13 protein-coding genes are annotated in these 14697 nt (G+C 69.4%); 10 read left to right on the plus strand and 3 right to left on the minus strand.

Annotated features, from left to right (window positions below; genetic code table 11):
* The first annotated feature begins 285 nt into the window (after nt 1-285).
* The 3 genes from ABZT18_RS21085 to ABZT18_RS21095 all read left to right on the plus strand — a co-directional run bounded on the left by ABZT18_RS21085 (nt 286) and on the right by ABZT18_RS21095 (nt 3454).
* Nucleotides 286-900 carry a dihydrofolate reductase family protein gene (locus ABZT18_RS21085; RefSeq protein ID WP_354996516.1) on the plus strand — a complete coding sequence of 205 codons (615 nt, stop codon included), beginning with the start codon at nt 286-288 and terminating at the stop codon, nt 898-900.
* Nucleotides 901-1020: 120 nt separating this feature from the next.
* Nucleotides 1021-1914 carry an SGNH/GDSL hydrolase family protein gene (locus tag ABZT18_RS21090; RefSeq protein WP_354996515.1) on the plus strand — a complete coding sequence of 298 codons (894 nt, stop codon included), beginning with the start codon at nt 1021-1023 and terminating at the stop codon, nt 1912-1914.
* A 124-nt stretch (nt 1915-2038) separates the two neighbouring features.
* A complete protein-coding gene (locus ABZT18_RS21095) occupies nt 2039-3454 on the plus strand; it encodes a protein kinase (protein WP_355252233.1) in 1416 nt (471 codons plus the stop codon).
* 82 nt (nt 3455-3536) lie between these two features.
* Here ABZT18_RS21095 and ABZT18_RS21100 read toward each other — a convergent pair whose 3' ends face one another.
* The 3 genes from ABZT18_RS21100 to ABZT18_RS21110 all read right to left on the minus strand — a co-directional run bounded on the left by ABZT18_RS21100 (nt 3537) and on the right by ABZT18_RS21110 (nt 6579).
* On the minus strand, nt 3537-4523 hold the full coding sequence (locus ABZT18_RS21100) for a glycoside hydrolase family 11 protein (RefSeq protein WP_355252237.1): 987 nt from the start codon (nt 4521-4523) through the stop codon (nt 3537-3539).
* 494 nt (nt 4524-5017) lie between these two features.
* Complete coding sequence (locus tag ABZT18_RS21105) at nt 5018-6163, minus strand: DUF6596 domain-containing protein (protein WP_354997170.1); 1146 nt, start codon at nt 6161-6163, stop codon at nt 5018-5020.
* Nucleotides 6164-6171: 8 nt separating this feature from the next.
* Nucleotides 6172-6579 (minus strand): YciI family protein, encoded by a 408-nt coding sequence (locus ABZT18_RS21110; RefSeq protein WP_354997101.1) that lies wholly within the window; start codon nt 6577-6579, stop codon nt 6172-6174.
* Between the two features lie 202 nt (nt 6580-6781).
* Here ABZT18_RS21110 and ABZT18_RS21115 point away from each other — a divergent pair, with 202 nt between their 5' ends.
* The 7 genes from ABZT18_RS21115 (at nt 6782) to ABZT18_RS21145 (ending at nt 14664) form a co-directional block, all read left to right on the plus strand.
* Nucleotides 6782-7237: a Fur family transcriptional regulator gene (locus ABZT18_RS21115; protein WP_354997102.1), complete on the plus strand. Its 456-nt coding sequence runs from the start codon at nt 6782-6784 to the stop codon at nt 7235-7237.
* Nucleotides 7234-9510: a catalase/peroxidase HPI gene (katG, locus tag ABZT18_RS21120; protein WP_354997103.1), complete on the plus strand. Its 2277-nt coding sequence runs from the start codon at nt 7234-7236 to the stop codon at nt 9508-9510. Before ABZT18_RS21115 ends, katG begins: the two co-directional genes overlap by 4 nt.
* Before the next feature lie 161 nt (nt 9511-9671).
* On the plus strand, nt 9672-9941 hold the full coding sequence (locus ABZT18_RS21125; RefSeq protein ID WP_354997104.1) for a metal-sensitive transcriptional regulator: 270 nt from the start codon (nt 9672-9674) through the stop codon (nt 9939-9941).
* 298 nt (nt 9942-10239) lie between these two features.
* On the plus strand, nt 10240-11640 hold the full coding sequence (locus tag ABZT18_RS21130; RefSeq protein ID WP_354997105.1) for an MBL fold metallo-hydrolase: 1401 nt from the start codon (nt 10240-10242) through the stop codon (nt 11638-11640).
* Nucleotides 11641-11733: 93 nt separating this feature from the next.
* Complete coding sequence (locus ABZT18_RS21135) at nt 11734-12333, plus strand: rhodanese-like domain-containing protein (protein WP_354997106.1); 600 nt, start codon at nt 11734-11736, stop codon at nt 12331-12333.
* Entirely contained in the window at nt 12330-13217 is an 888-nt protein-coding gene (locus ABZT18_RS21140; protein WP_354997107.1) for a sulfite exporter TauE/SafE family protein, read from the plus strand. Before ABZT18_RS21135 ends, ABZT18_RS21140 begins: the two co-directional genes overlap by 4 nt.
* A 130-nt stretch (nt 13218-13347) precedes the next feature.
* The gene (locus ABZT18_RS21145) at nt 13348-14664 is read left to right on the plus strand and encodes a glycosyltransferase family 4 protein (protein WP_355252240.1); all 1317 of its coding nucleotides are present in this window, start codon (nt 13348-13350) and stop codon (nt 14662-14664) included.
* Nucleotides 14665-14697: the final 33 nt, after the last annotated feature.

A 14697-nucleotide genomic window follows, 5' to 3' on the forward strand; every position in this document is an offset into this window, starting at 1 on the left:
CTCTTCCTAACCCCCCCACCGCCAACTCCTAACACCTATCGGGTTTACCTTTCCCACCCCCCCCGGATGGGCGGGCCCGGCCAAACCCCGACCCCGCCCTTCCCACGTAGAGCCGTGGGTCCACGCCACGCGGCACGCACTGAGGACTGCGCAGATCTCGGGCATCGCGTCGAGGTCGAAACGCCGAACCATTCATCGGTACGGACCGGTGGATGGCCCATGAGTTTGGGATGATGCGCCGGTCTACCTACCGACACCACCCTGACTCGAAGGGACCACCGCGCGATGGCAAAGGTCATCTCCACGTTGTTCATCTCGGCCGACGGTGTGGCCGAGATTGATCCCGACTGGCACTTTCCCTACTTCGACGAGAACATGGGTCGCGCCGTCAGCGAGGACTATGACACCGCTGACGTGCTGCTCATCGGCCGCGACACCTACGACAGCTTCGCCGGAGCCTGGCCTGACCGTGAGGCCGCCGGTGGGGACGACGCGCCGTTCGCCAAGCAACTCGGGGACGTGCGCAAGGTCGTCGTCTCGCGCCAGCCGCTGGAATTCTCCTGGCGCAACTCGGAGCTGATCCAGGGTGATCTCCTCGATGCCGTCACCTCGCTCAAGGCCGATGCCGGCGTCCGAGGCATCCTCATCCCCGGATCGATCTCGGTGGTACAGCAACTGCTCGCCGCGGGGTTGGTCGACGAGCTGCGCCTGCTGGTGCATCCGGTGGCGGCGCGTAAGGGTCGCAAGCTGTTCGACGAGGGCGATGCGGCGTACCACCTGCGGTTGTTGGCGACGGAGGCGTTTCCGACGGGTGTCATCCGCGCGATCTACGCGCCGAGCGCGGCGCCGGCCAAGGTCGGTTATGACGAGGTCAAGGACCAGGTGCCGGTAGGGAACTAGCCCTCCCCGGATCCATCCCACACCCCGGAAAGAATTTTAGTGAGGCCCATCGATATTGACGTCTGACGTCTGCCACGGCAGGATCTCGGCACCACCACCATGATCCCCTCTGGAGCCGTCATGACCCGTCCCCGCCTGCCCCGCCTGCGGGTAGCCACCCGGTTGGTCGCGCTCGCCGCGGCCACCGCCGGCGTGTTGCTCACCGTTGCCACCCCCGCCAGTGCCGCGGTGCCCGCCGGCCGCTACGTCTCGCTGGGCGACTCGTACACCTCGGGTCCGTTGATCCCCACCCAGGTCGACCTGAACTGCCTGCGGTCCAGCCGCAACTTCCCGTCGCTGGTGGCAGCGTCCGCCGGCTCATCGTCGTTCGCCGACGTGAGCTGCTCCGGCGCCACCACGGAGGACATCCTCCACGGGGGCAGCGGCGCGTTGGGCATCGCGCTGCCACCGCAGGTCAACGCGGTCACGTCGAACACGTCACTGGTGACGGTGCAGATCGGTGGCAACGACATCGGCTTCTCCGGCATCATCGGCGACTGTGCGGAGGCGAGCCTCAGCAGCCCGCTCGGCTCGCCCTGCAAGAACCGGTACACCGCCGGAGGGGTCGACCAGTTGCAGGCTCGGATCGCCGCTGTCGCGCCGAAGGTGACCGCCGTGCTGCAGGCGGTCCGTCGGGCCGCGCCGAGCGCACGGGTCGTGGTGCTCGGGTACCCGGCGATCGTGCCGGACAGTGGTTACGGCTGCTGGCCCGTGGTCCCCATCGCCTACCAGGACGTGCCCTACCTGCGCGCCACCGAAAAGTCGCTCAACGCGATGCTGGCCAGCACCGCGACCGCGAACGGCGCCACCTACGCGGACGTCTACACCCCGTCGATCGGCCGCGACGCGTGCAAGAGCAGCGGCACCCGATGGGTCGAGGGCCTGGTGCCGCAGAACGCGGCCGCGCCCTTCCACCCGAACGCCCGAGGTGAGCAGGGCATGGCCACCGCCCTGCTCGCGAAGCTGAACAGCTGATCGGGCTCGCAACCGGTTGAGCCGGTCTCGCCGCACAGCGGCGGGGCCGGCCCGGGGGATGTTCGCCGCCACAGGTAGAGACGCAGTTGCTTGAGATCGACGAGTCCGGGGTACCGGAAGCTCTATGCCGAGTGTGGGACACCTCGTCGGAGACCGATACCGCCTGGTCGAAAGCATCGCCAGCGGCGGTATGGGCGAAGTGTGGCGGGCGGTCGACGAAATCCTGGACCGCTGCGTGGCCGTCAAGATGCTGCACACTCGCCTGGTCGCCGACGCCGGCTTCGGCGAGCGGTTCCGCCGTGAGGCGCGCGCGATGGCGGCCCTGCGTCACCCGGGCGTCGCCCAGGTCTACGACTACGGCGAGGTGTCCCGGTCCGGAGCGCCGGTCCTCGCCTACATCGTGATGGAATGCGTGCAGGGACAGCCCTTGTCCGAGCGGATCGCCGAAGTCGGCCAGCTGGACGTGGCCGAAACCATGTCGATCGCCGCGCAGACCGCCCACGCCCTGCAGGCGGCGCATGACGCTGGCGTCGTCCACCGTGACGTCAAACCCAACAATCTGATCATCGAGCCCGACGGGCACGTCGTACTCGTTGATTTCGGCGTTGCCGTCACCCAGGAAGCGTCGAGCCTGACCGCGGCGAACCAGGTCGTCGGCACCGCCCTGTACATGGCGCCGGAGCAGGTCTCCAAGAACGAGACCACACCGGCGATCGACATCTACGCGCTGGGTGCCGTCGTCTACCACTGCCTCGCCGGTCGACCCCCGCACCAGGGCGAGAACGCCGTTGCGGTGGCGCTGCGGCACCTCGAAGAGGAACCGCAGCCGCTGTCCGACGGCATTCCCGCAGCGGTGCGGCAGCTGGTGGCCACCGCGATGGCCAAGGACCCCACCCACCGGTTCCCGACGGCGGCGGCCATGGCAACCGCGGCGCAGACCCTCGCGGACTCGTCCGACCAGCTGGTGAGGGCCGCTGCCGGGCCGCACACCACGCGGCAGGCCCACCGGCCGGCCCTCGGTGGTGCGGTGAGTCGGGCGGTCCGTCCTGGACACAGAGCGCTCGCGGTGCTTGTCGGATCGTTGGCCGTCGCGGCTGGCGTCCTGGTGCTCGCTGATCCCACCGGAATGATGCCGGGCCCGACGGGCCGACCGTCGATGCCACCTGCGGTGTCGCCGTCGGTGTCGCCGAAGGGGGGACCTGGCCCTGGCACCGGTGGCGGCGAACCGGGCACCCGCGGTTCTGCGGGTATGCCGGTTCGAGCGCCCGGATCACCGACCCCGACGGCGACCAGTCCAGCGGGCGAGCAAACGCCAGACGGATCCACGCCGTCAGGCGGGAGCAGTGTGGGTGCACCCGGGCCCACCACGTCGGAAAGCGCCCCTGCGGGGCCGGTGACAGCGCCGACGGGCGGAACGACGGCGGCACCGACAGTGGAGCCGACGGAGGAACCAGCGGCGGACCCCACCGAGGAACCGGTGGCCGAGGAACCGGCGGCCGAGGTACCGGCAGCCGGAGGGACCGCGGTGCCGCGGGTCTAGGGCGGGAGTTACTGCAGTACTACGTGTGGCGTGGCAGCCTCGGCTGCCACGCCACACGTTCGGTATCAGGAGTTGGTCGGGGTCAGCCGGTTCGGCAGGTGACCGTCGGCCAGGTCCAGTTGCCGTTGGCCATGATCGTTACGCCGAAGTTGTTGCCGTTGCCGTTCGGTCGGGCGGTGACGGTTCCGCTCGTGCCGCTGACGGCGGCGTTCCAACTGTTCTGCAGGCTCTGGTTGCCGCCGAGGCCGAGGCTGACGACCCAGTTGTTGGTGCCGCTGACCGCGACGTTGAGGTTGAACCGGTCGCCCCACTGCTGGCCGGCGGAGAGCGTCGCGTTGCAGTTGCCGCCTCCCGGGTTGCCGGTGGTGGGTGCTGGGGTGGGGTTACCGCCACCGCCACCGCCCTCCCAGACGGTGATGTCGGAGCTGCCGCTGCTCTGGTAGCCCTCGGTGGCGAGGATCTGGTAGCTGTGGTTGCTGCCGAGGTTCAAGCCGGCCCGGGCCCAGGCGTCGAAGTGGTTGGCGGTGGTGATGGTGCCGCTGCTGCGCTTCTGCTGGCGGACGCTCCAGAACTGGTAGAACGTCTGGTTGCCGTCGATCGACGGGGCGTTGACCCGCTGGCTGCGGAGGATGTCGTAGGTGCCGCCGTCAGTGGTGACCGTGCCCATCCGGGTGGCGCCGCTGCTCGGGTTGTAGCTGCCGAAGTTCTCCACCACGTAGTACTCGATGAGCGGGTTGCGCGTCCATCCGTACAGGGCGAGGTAGGTGTTGTTGTTGCCCGGGTTGTAGCTGCCCGAGTAGCTGACCGTCCGTCGGTTGCCGGTGGCCCAACCCTTGCCGCCGACCCAGTTGTTGGTGCTCCTGTCCCAACTGCTGGAGTATCGGCCGTCGGCGCGCAGCGTCATGCTGGCGTTGCCACTGTCCTTCCAGAACGAGAAGAAGTAGCCGTTGTGCGTGCCGGTGAGGTTCGAGCTGAGCGTCCGATCGGCCTCGGCGTACGCGTTGGTGGCCGTCACCGTGCCGACGACGGCCAGCACAGCGGCGCAGGTGGCGCCGAGGAGCAGCCGCATGCGGCCGCGCCTCCTCGGTCTGGTGGGGATCTGGTCGGTGTCGATCATGTGCTTGCTTCCTCCTCGGGACGGCTGGCGGGAGGCCAGCAGTGCGGCGCGACCCGACAGGCTGTCGGCGGCCAGGTGACGGCCACCGGACATCGGCGTCGTACCGCGTGGTGGTGGTTGGCCGGTCGTCCTGCACGACGACCGGGGGAGCGGGTCGCGGTGGATGGCACTGACGGTTATTGAGCGCCGTCGATGGCGACCGTATTAACCCAGCCGTCTACTTGTCAACAAATTCCGGAAACACCGCGGCAACCTCATCGGTTGCGGTTGACCTCGCGTAGCGCGGCATTCATCCTGGCCAGTAGTGGATCAGGGTTCGCGGAGACGACCTCGTGGCCTCGGTTGGAGGATCACGACCGGAGGAGGAGCCGCCGAAAATTCCGGAGATTTTCCGGACCCCCATCACCCAGTTGTCGCGGGTCGACGGGGTTCGAGGCTGCGACCCGTCAGCGACGCCGGAGGGCGTTGAGCCGAGCCGCCTGGCGGGTCAGGTGGTCGCGCTCGGCGAGGTTGAAGGCCTTCTGGGCCGCCTCGACGTACAACCGGGCCGCCGTGGACAGGTCGCCGTCGCGCTCATGGAGATACGCCGCCACCGCCGCGTGGCGGGGCAGTGTGTCGTTCAGCGCCGCGAGCGCCGCGAGACCGGCACGCGGTCCGTCGGCCTCGCCGACGGCCACTGCGCGGTTGAGCCGCACGACCGGGCTGTCGGTCAGGCGGGCGAGTTCGTCGTACCACTCGACGATCTGCACCCAGTCGGTCTCCTCGGCGGTGGGCGCGTCAGCGTGGAGTGCCGCGATGGCGGCCTGGGCCTGGAACTCGCCCAGCCGGTCGCGGGCGAGGGCCGCCTGGAGGATGCCGACGCCATCAGCGATCAAAGTGGTGTCCCATCGGCCGCGGTCCTGCGCGGCGAGCGGCACCAGACTGCCGTCGGGCGCGGTCCGGGTGGCGCGCCGGGCGTGGTGCAGCAGCATGAGGGCGAGCAGCCCCGCCACCTCGGGATGGTCGATCGCGGCCGCGAGCTGCCGAGTGAGCCGGATGGCCTCGGCGGCGAGGTCGACGTCGCCCGAGTAGCCCTCGTTGAAAACCAGGTAGAGGACGCGCAGCACGGTGGCGACGTCGCCGGGCTGGTCGAATCGCACACCGGAGACGGTGCGCTTGGCCCGGCTGATGCGCTGCGCCATGGTCGCCTCGGGCACCAGGTAGGCCTGGGCGATCTGGCGGGTGGTCAGCCCGCCGACGGCGCGTAGCGTGAGTGCCACCGCGGACGACGGCGTCAGGGACGGGTGGGCGCACAGGAAATAGAGCTGGAGCGTGTCGTCCACCGCGGGCGTGGGCCCGGGCGCGGGCTCGTCGTCGACGAGGTCCTCCCGTCGGCGGCGGGAGGCGTCGGCCCGGGTCGCGTCGAGGAACTTGTGCCAGGCCACCGCGACCAGCCAGCCCTTCGGGTCCCGCGGCGGGTCGGCCCGCCAGACGCGGACCGCCTCGACCAGCGCCTCCTGCACGGCGTCCTCGCCCGCCGCGAAGTCGGCTCCGCGGCGGACGAGGATCCCGAGCACGCTCGGCGTGAGGCTGCGGAGCAGGGCCTCGTTCAGCTGAGCGGTCACTCCGTGATGGTGGGTGGCTCGGTCAGGAACGGGCGCAGCTCGAGCCACTCGTGAATCGGCTTGCCGCCCGCCCCGGGAGCGGCCGACAGCTCCCCGGCCAGCTCGACGGCGCGCTCGTAGCTGTCGACGTCGATCACCATCCAGCCGGCGATGAGGTCCTTGGTCTCGGCGAACGGACCGTCGGTGACCGGCGGGCGTCCATCACCGTCGTACCGGACGAACGTCCCCTCGGGGGCGAGCGCCTGACCGTCGACGAACTCGCCGGTGGTCTCGAGCCGGGCCGCGAAGTCGTTCATGTACTGCACGTGCGCCGTGATCTCCTCCGGCGTCCACTGGTTCATGGGCACGTCGTTGACCGCAGCAGGAGCGCCGCGGTAGTGCTTGAGCAGCAGGTACTTGGCCATCGTGTGGTCTCCTCGGTGCTGATGCGACCCATCTTGGTCGTCGCGTTCACCTCGGGGACGGAGCCAGTCCCCGGTTCTCGACATTGGCCCTCGGAATTGTTTCTACTCTCCTAGGTGAACCTGGGTGAGTCGTCCGCCGCCGCGGTGCACGGTCTCGGACGAAACTTGATCCGTTCCAGAAAAGTGGGCTAGTGTTCGTCCCGTGACGTCCGACTTCGAGACGCAACTGCGGGCCGTCTCGTTGCGCGTGACGCGCCCCCGGTTGGCAGTGCTCACCGCGCTGCGCGACCATCCGCACGTCGGCACCGACGCGGTGATCGCACTGGTACGGGCGGATCATCCCACGATCTCCCACCAAGCGGTGTACGACGTGCTGCGTGTGCTCACCGACGCTGGACTGGTGCGGCGCATCCAGCCTGCCGGTGCGACCGCCCGCTACGAGTCCCGGGTCGCGGACAATCACCACCATGTCGTGTGCCGCTCCTGCGGCGCGATCGCCGACGTCGACTGCGCCGTCGGCCACGCTCCCTGTCTCACCGCCCCGGTCGACCACGGTTTCGTGGTCGACGAGGCGGAGGTCGTCTATTGGGGCACCTGTCCCGACTGCGCGACCGAACGCATGCCCCAGAGATCCGCAAGCTCGGAAGGAAACACATGAGCGACACCCAGGACAACGGCCCCAAGAGTGCGCAGGGCGTGGACCAGAAGGAAGCGGCCGGCTGCCCGGTCGCGCACGACTCGGTGACCGCGCACGGCAGCGAGAGCGAAAACCCGGCGATCGACTCGCCGACCCCGAAGACCGGCGGTCGCCCGCGTACCAACCGGGACTGGTGGCCCAACCAGCTCGACCTCTCGGTGCTGCACGCCCAGTCGCCGAAGGGCAACCCGCTGGGGGGCGACTTCAGCTACGCCCAGGAGTTCGCCAAGCTCGACGTCGAGGCTCTCAAGCGGGACATCACCGAGGTCCTCACGACCTCGCAGGACTGGTGGCCGGCCGACTTCGGCCACTACGGCGGCCTGATGATCCGGATGAGCTGGCACGCGGCCGGCACCTACCGGATCCAGGACGGCCGCGGCGGTGCCGGCGACGGTGGGCAGCGGTTCGCCCCGCTCAACAGCTGGCCGGACAACGCCAACCTCGACAAGGCCCGCCGGCTGCTGTGGCCGGTCAAGCAGAAGTACGGCCAGAAGATCTCCTGGGCCGACCTGCTCGTGCTCGCCGGCAACGTGGCCCTGGAGTCGATGGGCTTCAAGACCTTCGGCTTCGGCTTCGGCCGCGAGGACGTCTGGGAGCCCGAGGAGATCTTCTGGGGCCCGGAGGACGCCTGGCTCGGCGACGAGCGCTACGTCTCCGAGCAGGAGATGGCAGCCGACGTCGGAGCGACCGAGATGGGGCTCATCTACGTCAACCCGGAGGGCCCTCGCGGTAACGCGGACCCGCTGGCGGCGGCGCACTTCATCCGCCAGACCTTCGCCCGGATGGCGATGAACGACGAGGAGACCGTCGCCCTCATCGCCGGTGGCCACACCTTCGGCAAGACCCACGGTGCGGGCGTCGCCGACGGCCACGTGGGAGCTGAGCCCGAAGGTGCCCCCCTGGAGGCGCAGGGCCTCGGCTGGCTGAGCACCCACGGCAGTGGCAAGGGCGGTGACACGATCACCAGCGGTCTCGAGGTGACGTGGACCGACGTGCCGACGCAGTGGAGCAACCGCTTCTTCGAGATCCTCTTCGCCCACGAGTGGGAACTCACCACGAGCCCCGGCGGCGCGAAGCAGTGGGTCGCCAAGGACGCCGAGGCGATCATCCCGGACGCCCACGACCCGTCGAAGAAGCACAAGCCGACGATGCTCACGACCGACCTGTCGCTGCGCGTCGACCCGGCGTACGAGAAGATCTCGCGCCGCTTCCTGGAGAACCCCGACCAGTTCGCGCTGGCATTCGCCAAGGCCTGGTACAAGCTGCTGCACCGCGACATGGGTCCGGTCGACCGCTTCCTCGGACCGTGGGTCCCGGAGGCCCAGCTGTGGCAGGACCCGGTGCCGGCCGCCAACGGCGCGCTCGTGGGTGACACCGACGTTGCCGACCTCAAGGCGAAGGTTCTGGAGTCCGGCCTCACGACCGCCCAGCTGATCTCCACCGCCTGGGCCTCGGCCGCCAGCTTCCGGTCCACCGACAAGCGCGGTGGCGCCAATGGTGCCCGGCTCCGTCTCGAGCCGCAGCGCAGCTGGGAGGTCAACCAGCCTGAGCAGCTCGCGACGGTCCTGGAGACCCTTGAGGGCATCCAGCGGGAGTTCAATTCCGCTGGTGGCGCGACGATCTCGCTCGCGGATCTGATCGTGCTGGCCGGCTCGGCCGCCGTCGAGAAGGCGGCGCGCGACGCCGGCGTCGAGGTGACCGTGCCGTTCCGCGCGGGCCGCACCGACGCCACGCAGGAGCAGACGGACGTCGAGTCCTTCCGGGTCCTTGAGCCGCGCGCCGACGCGTTCCGCAACTACCTGCGTCCGGGCGAGAAGACCCAGCCGGAGGTGCTGCTCATCGACCGCGCCTACATGCTCAACCTGACCGCGCCCGAGATGACCGTCCTCATCGGCGGCCTGCGCTCCCTCGGCGCCAACGTGGGCGGTACGCGGCACGGCGTCCTCACCGACCAGCCGGGCGTGCTCACCAACGACTTCTTCGCCAACCTGCTCTCCCCGGGCACCCGGTGGAGCGCGTCGAAGTCCGACGAGCACGTGTACGAGATCCGCGACCTGGCCACCGATGAGGTGAAATGGACCGCCACGGCGGTCGACCTCATCTTCGGCTCCAACTCGCAGCTGCGAGCCCTCGCGGAGGTCTACGCCAGCCAGGACGCCCGCGACAAGTTCGTGAACGACTTCGTGGCGGCCTGGACCAAGGTCATGGAACTCGACCGGTTCGACCTCGTCTGACAGCTCCACCCGACGAGCCCCGGTCAATCCACCAGCGATTGACCGGGGCTCGTCGGCCATTTGCACGTCCATGAGCAGGTGCGCAACGGCCGGCCGGTGCCTTCCGGACATCCCTGGCGAACTGATACCCCCTGGGGTATGGTTGGACGCAGGAGGTGTCGATGAAACTTCGGCCGGAGATGACGTCGGATGCGCTGAACAGGCTCAAGCGGGCACGTGGGCAGCTCAACGCGGTCATCGAGATGATGGAGAGCGGTCAGGACTGCCGCGAGGCACTGACCCAGCTTGCCGCGGTGTCGAAGGCGATCGACCGGGCGGGTTTCAAGATCATTGCGTCGGGGATGCGGCATTGTGGGGCCGCGCGCGAACGTGGCGAGGAGCCGGAGATGACCGAGGAGGAGCTCGAGAAGCTCTTCCTGGCCCTCGCCTGAGGCGTGCCGAGCCCTTCCGCCCTGTCAGGCCCGTGATCGACTCCATGTCGCCGACGTGGCGGTATCTGGCGGCAGGGACGCCCCAATGTCGGCGAAACGGAGTCGATCAAGCGGCGAGGGTCGGTCTTTGGGGGGAGTGCGGCGGACCTGCGCCTCGATCCAGGCCCAGCGGTAGCTGTCCGACCACACCGCCCGCGCCGCGTAGCGATCGCGTGGGCGGGTAACGACGCGTAGGTGAAGAACAAGACAGCAGTGTGTCATCTGCATACCCCCGGGGGTATAAGGGAAGGAGTAGGGCATGACAGTTGAGGTTTCCGTCGTCGCGACGTCCTCGCTCGGTGATCGCAGCTACCTCGCGTCGGACGGGCGGGTGGCGATCGTGGTCGACCCCCAGCGCGATCTCGATCGGATCATGTACCTCGCGGGCGAAAAGGGCGTCCGCATCACCCACGTCGTGGAAACGCACATCCACAACGACTACGTCTCGGGAGGGCTGGAGCTCGCCCGGATCACCGGCGCCCACTACCTGGTGGCAGCGGCCGACGAGGTCGGATTCGAGCGGACGTCGATCTCCGACGGCGACCAGGTGGACGTCTCCGACTCGCTACGGCTGCGGGTGATCGCCACGCCGGGGCACACCTTCCACCACCTGTCGTACGTCCTTGACGTCGCTACCGGCGCCGGCTGGGAGGCAACCGGCGTCTTCACCGGCGGGTCACTGCTGTTCGGCACGACGGGCCGGACCGACCTGCTGGGTAAGCAGCACGCCCACGAGCTGGCCCACCACCAGCACGCCTCGGCGAAACGGCTGGCGGATCTGCTGCCCGACGGGGCCGAGGTGTGGCCGACGCACGGATTCGGCAGCTTCTGCTCGGCCAGCCAATCGGACGCGCCGGAGTCGACGATCGGCCGGGAGAAGGAGAAGAACCAGGTCCTGAAGCTGGCGGCGGACGACTTCGTCACCGAGACCCTCGCCGGTCTCGGCGCCTACCCGGCGTACTACGCCCACATGGGCGTGCAGAACCTGGCCGGACCGGCCCCGGTCGACCTCACTCCGGTGACCCGCGCCGACGCCGCCGAACTGCGCGAGCGGATGGCCGAGGGGGAGTGGGTGGTGGATCTGCGGCACCGGAAGGCGTACGCCGCCTCGCACCTGGCCGGCACGGTCAGCCTCGGCCTGGACGGCCCGATGGCCACCTGGCTCGGTTGGCTGATCGAGTGGGGGGTGCCGATCACCCTGCTCGCCGAGACTCCGCAGCAGGTCGCCGACGCTCAACGCGAGTTGGTCCGCATCGGTATCGACCGCCCGGCCGCGCAGGCCACCGGCGAAGCCGAGCAGTGGGCGGCTGATCCCGGTCAGCTGCGGGAACTGCGGATGTCGGACTTCGTGGCCCTCGCGGCGGCCCGCGCGGGGCACGTCCCTGCCGGTCTGCCTGGCGCGGACGTGGTCCTCGACGTGCGGATGACCAACGAGTGGCGGACCAGTCACGTCGACGGCGCCGTGCACATTCCGCTGCCGGACCTGCCCCAGCGGCTGGCCGACGTACCGGACGGGGCCGTGTGGGTGCACTGCGGTTCCGGCTACCGGGCCACCGCCGCCGCCTCCCTGCTGGCGAACGCCGGCCGCGAGGTGGTCGTCATCAATGACACGTTCGACCAGGCGAAGGCCGCCGGCCTGGAGATGGTCACCGCCGCCTGACCTGAACAGTCCGAACCACCGGCCGGCGCCATCCGGTGCCGGCCGGCATCCCCCTGCCGTGACATCTGGCAACTCATCCGTGAAAGAGGAGAAATGAGCCCTTCCGACACCAACCGCCCCGCCACCTTCGATGCCACCGGCCTGCGGGAGTTGATCGACTCCGGCCACGCGCCGCGCGTGCTGGACGTGCGTACCCCGGCGGAGTTTGAGACGTCGCACATCCCCGGCTCCTACAACGTGCCGCTCGACCTGCTCAAGGAGCACCGCCAGGAGTTGCGTGACCATCTGGACGAGGACGTGGTTCTGGTCTGTCGCTCCGGTGCCCGCGCCACTCAGGCCCAGCAGACCCTGGCTGGCGTCGGCCTGCCGAACCTGAAGGTCCTCGACGGCGGCATCATGGCCTGGCAGGCGGCCAACGCGCCAATCAAACATGGTGCCCCTCGCTGGGACCTCGAACGCCAGGTTCGTCTCGTCGCCGGCTCGATCGTGCTGGTCAGCGTTCTCGGCTCGGTGTTCGTGCCGCAGCTGAAATGGGTGGCCGCGTTCATCGGCGCCGGTCTCACCTTCGCGGCCGTCACCAACACCTGCGCCATGGGGATGATGCTCGGCAAACTGCCGTACAACCGGGGCGCCAGCTGTGACGTGGACACCATCGTCGGCCAGTTGCGCGACAGGACAGGTGAACGCGTGTGACACCGACCCTGGCACTGACCATCGGGCTGGCCGTGCTGATCGGGGTCAGTCTCGGGTTGCTCGGAGGTGGCGGATCGATTCTGGCCGTGCCGCTGCTGGTCTACGTGGCTGACCTGCCCGCGAAAGAAGCCATCGCGACCTCGCTGCTTGTCGTCGGCGCCACCAGCGCGGTGGGCGTCATTCCGCACGCCCGCGCCCATCGGGTGCGCTGGCGCACCGGCCTGATCTTCGGCTTCGCCGGCATGACCGGCGCCTACGCCGGTGGCCGCCTGGCCGAGTTCGTCCCGGCCGAATTCCTGCTCACCGGGTTCGCCGTGATGATGCTCGCCACCGCGGTCGCGATGATCCGCGGGAGGCGCAACGCCGACGGCAGGGCGGTGCCGCACGAGCTGCCGGTGCTACGGGTGATCCTCGACGGTGTGGTGGTCGGACTGGTGACCGGCCTGGTCGGCGCGGGCGGTGGCTTCCTGGTGGTGCCCGCCCTGGCGCTGCTCGGTGGCCTGCCGATGCCGGTCGCGGTCGGCACCTCGCTGGTGGTCATCTCCATGAAGTCCATCGCTGGCCTGGCCGGCTACCTGTCCAGTGTGCACATCAACTGGGGCCTCGCGGCAGCGGTCACCGTCGCCGCCATCGCGGGCAGCCTCGCCGGTGGACGGCTCACCGGTCGGATCCCGGCGGACATCCTGCGCAAGGCGTTCGGCTGGTTCGTCGTGGCGATGGGCGTCTTCGTCCTCGGTCAGCAACTGCCCGAAGACCTGCGGACCAACCCGCTGCTCTGGGCCGGCGTCGGCGTCGCCGCCGCGATCTCCGTCGTGCTCACCGTGCTGAAGGGCCGGAGGAAGGCGCAGACGCCACCACCGTCCACCTCGATGTCATCCGGATGACATTCCATGGGTAACGATTCCCACTGATGAATTTTTTATCTGGGTGATCAGCTGGCGGACGGGCCTGTTCGTGGCAAGGTGTTGATCTGCCCGGGCGGCGGGCGCGGACCTAGTCACGCAGGGAGTCATCGTGGCCCATCCCGACCTGCAGGCCGAGGAGCTGGACCAGGACGCTGGAAGTCCTGCGATTCCCCGGCAGCGGGGTGAGAGCGTTCCGGTGGGGCGGGTGATTCCCGCGCGGCCGGCTGGACCGAGCGCCGCTGGACCAGGCGCCGACTGGCGTCCTCTGCGGATCGCGATGATCGGCCAGAAGGGGATGCCGGCGACCTACGGCGGGATCGAGCGGCACGTGGAGGAGATGGCCAGTCGGCTGGCCACCTACGGGCACGAGGTCACCGTCTACTGCCGCAAGAGCTACGGCGACACGCCAGCCAACGCCTACCGGGGCGTGCGGCTGCGCCAGGTCCGCACGATCGCGAGCAAGCACCTCGACGCCATCGTCCACGCGGCCGCCTCGACCATGGCGGCGATGACCGAGCAGCCCGACATCGTGCACTACCACGGCCTCGGGCCGAGCCTGGTCGCCCCGATGCCGCGCTGGTTCTCCCGGGCCCGGGTGGTGCTGACCGTGCACGGCATGGACAACCAGCGAGGCAAGTGGGGGCTCGCCGCCCGGACGGTGCTGGGAAGCGCCCACTGGCTCAGCGGGTACGTCCCGCACCAGCGGGTCGCGGTCTCCCGTGGGCTTGCCGTCCACTACGAGACCAGGTTCGGCCGGCCCACGACCTACATCCCCAACGGTGTGAACCCGGCCCAACCGGTGCCGACCCGTCAGATCGAGGCCCGGTTCGGGCTGACCCCCGGCGGTTACCTGCTGCTGGTCGGCCGGCTGGTCCCGGAGAAGGCGGCCGACCTGCTGATCCGGGCCTTCCGCCGGACCGACACCCGGATGCGGCTGGCGATCGTCGGGGGGTCGTCGTTCACCGACGACTTCGTGGACAGGTTGCGCCGTGAGGCCGAAGGGGATGATCGAATCGTCTTCACCGGGTTCGCCTACGGCGACCTGCTCGCCGAGCTGTACGCCAGCGCCGCCGGCTTCGTCCAGCCGTCCCGCTTGGAAGGACTGCCGTTGACGTTGCTGGAGGCGGCCGCGTACGGGCTGCCGGTGGTCGCGAGCGACATTGCGCCGCACGTCGAGGTGCTGGAGTCCGATGCCCCTGGAGGGCGGTTGTTCCGCGACGGCGACGAAGACGACCTGGTCCGGGTGTTGACGGCGCTGCTCGCCAACCTCGCGGGTGAACGGGCCGGTGCCGTGGCGCTGGGCGACCGGGTGACCGGGATATACAGCTGGGACACCGCTGCCCGCGAGTTGGAACGGCTCTATCTCAGCCTGGTTCCGGTGCCGGGCCGACGGGCCAGAGCACGACCCGCGCCGGGCACCGACTGACCGTGCGGGTCGCTCGCCGCTGGAGCGTCGTCA

Source organism: Micromonospora sp. NPDC005291 (assembly GCF_040607415.1).
Lineage (GTDB): Bacteria > Actinomycetota > Actinomycetes > Mycobacteriales > Micromonosporaceae > Micromonospora.

Bases quoted from the DNA above. Each gene is read 5' to 3' on its own strand.
- ABZT18_RS21085 (WP_354996516.1), top strand. From the start codon at position 286: ATGGCAAAGGTCATCTCCACGTTGTTCATCTCGGCCGACGGTGTGGCC.
- ABZT18_RS21090 (WP_354996515.1), top strand. From the start codon at position 1,021: ATGACCCGTCCCCGCCTGCCCCGCCTGCGGGTAGCCACCCGGTTGGTC.
- ABZT18_RS21095 (WP_355252233.1), top strand. From the start codon at position 2,039: ATGCCGAGTGTGGGACACCTCGTCGGAGACCGATACCGCCTGGTCGAA.
- ABZT18_RS21100 (WP_355252237.1), bottom strand. From the start codon at position 4,523: ATGCGGCTGCTCCTCGGCGCCACCTGCGCCGCTGTGCTGGCCGTCGTC.
- ABZT18_RS21110 (WP_354997101.1), bottom strand. From the start codon at position 6,579: ATGGCCAAGTACCTGCTGCTCAAGCACTACCGCGGCGCTCCTGCTGCG.
- katG (WP_354997103.1), top strand. From the start codon at position 7,234: ATGAGCGACACCCAGGACAACGGCCCCAAGAGTGCGCAGGGCGTGGAC.
- ABZT18_RS21125 (WP_354997104.1), top strand. From the start codon at position 9,672: ATGAAACTTCGGCCGGAGATGACGTCGGATGCGCTGAACAGGCTCAAG.
- ABZT18_RS21130 (WP_354997105.1), top strand. From the start codon at position 10,240: ATGACAGTTGAGGTTTCCGTCGTCGCGACGTCCTCGCTCGGTGATCGC.
- ABZT18_RS21135 (WP_354997106.1), top strand. From the start codon at position 11,734: ATGAGCCCTTCCGACACCAACCGCCCCGCCACCTTCGATGCCACCGGC.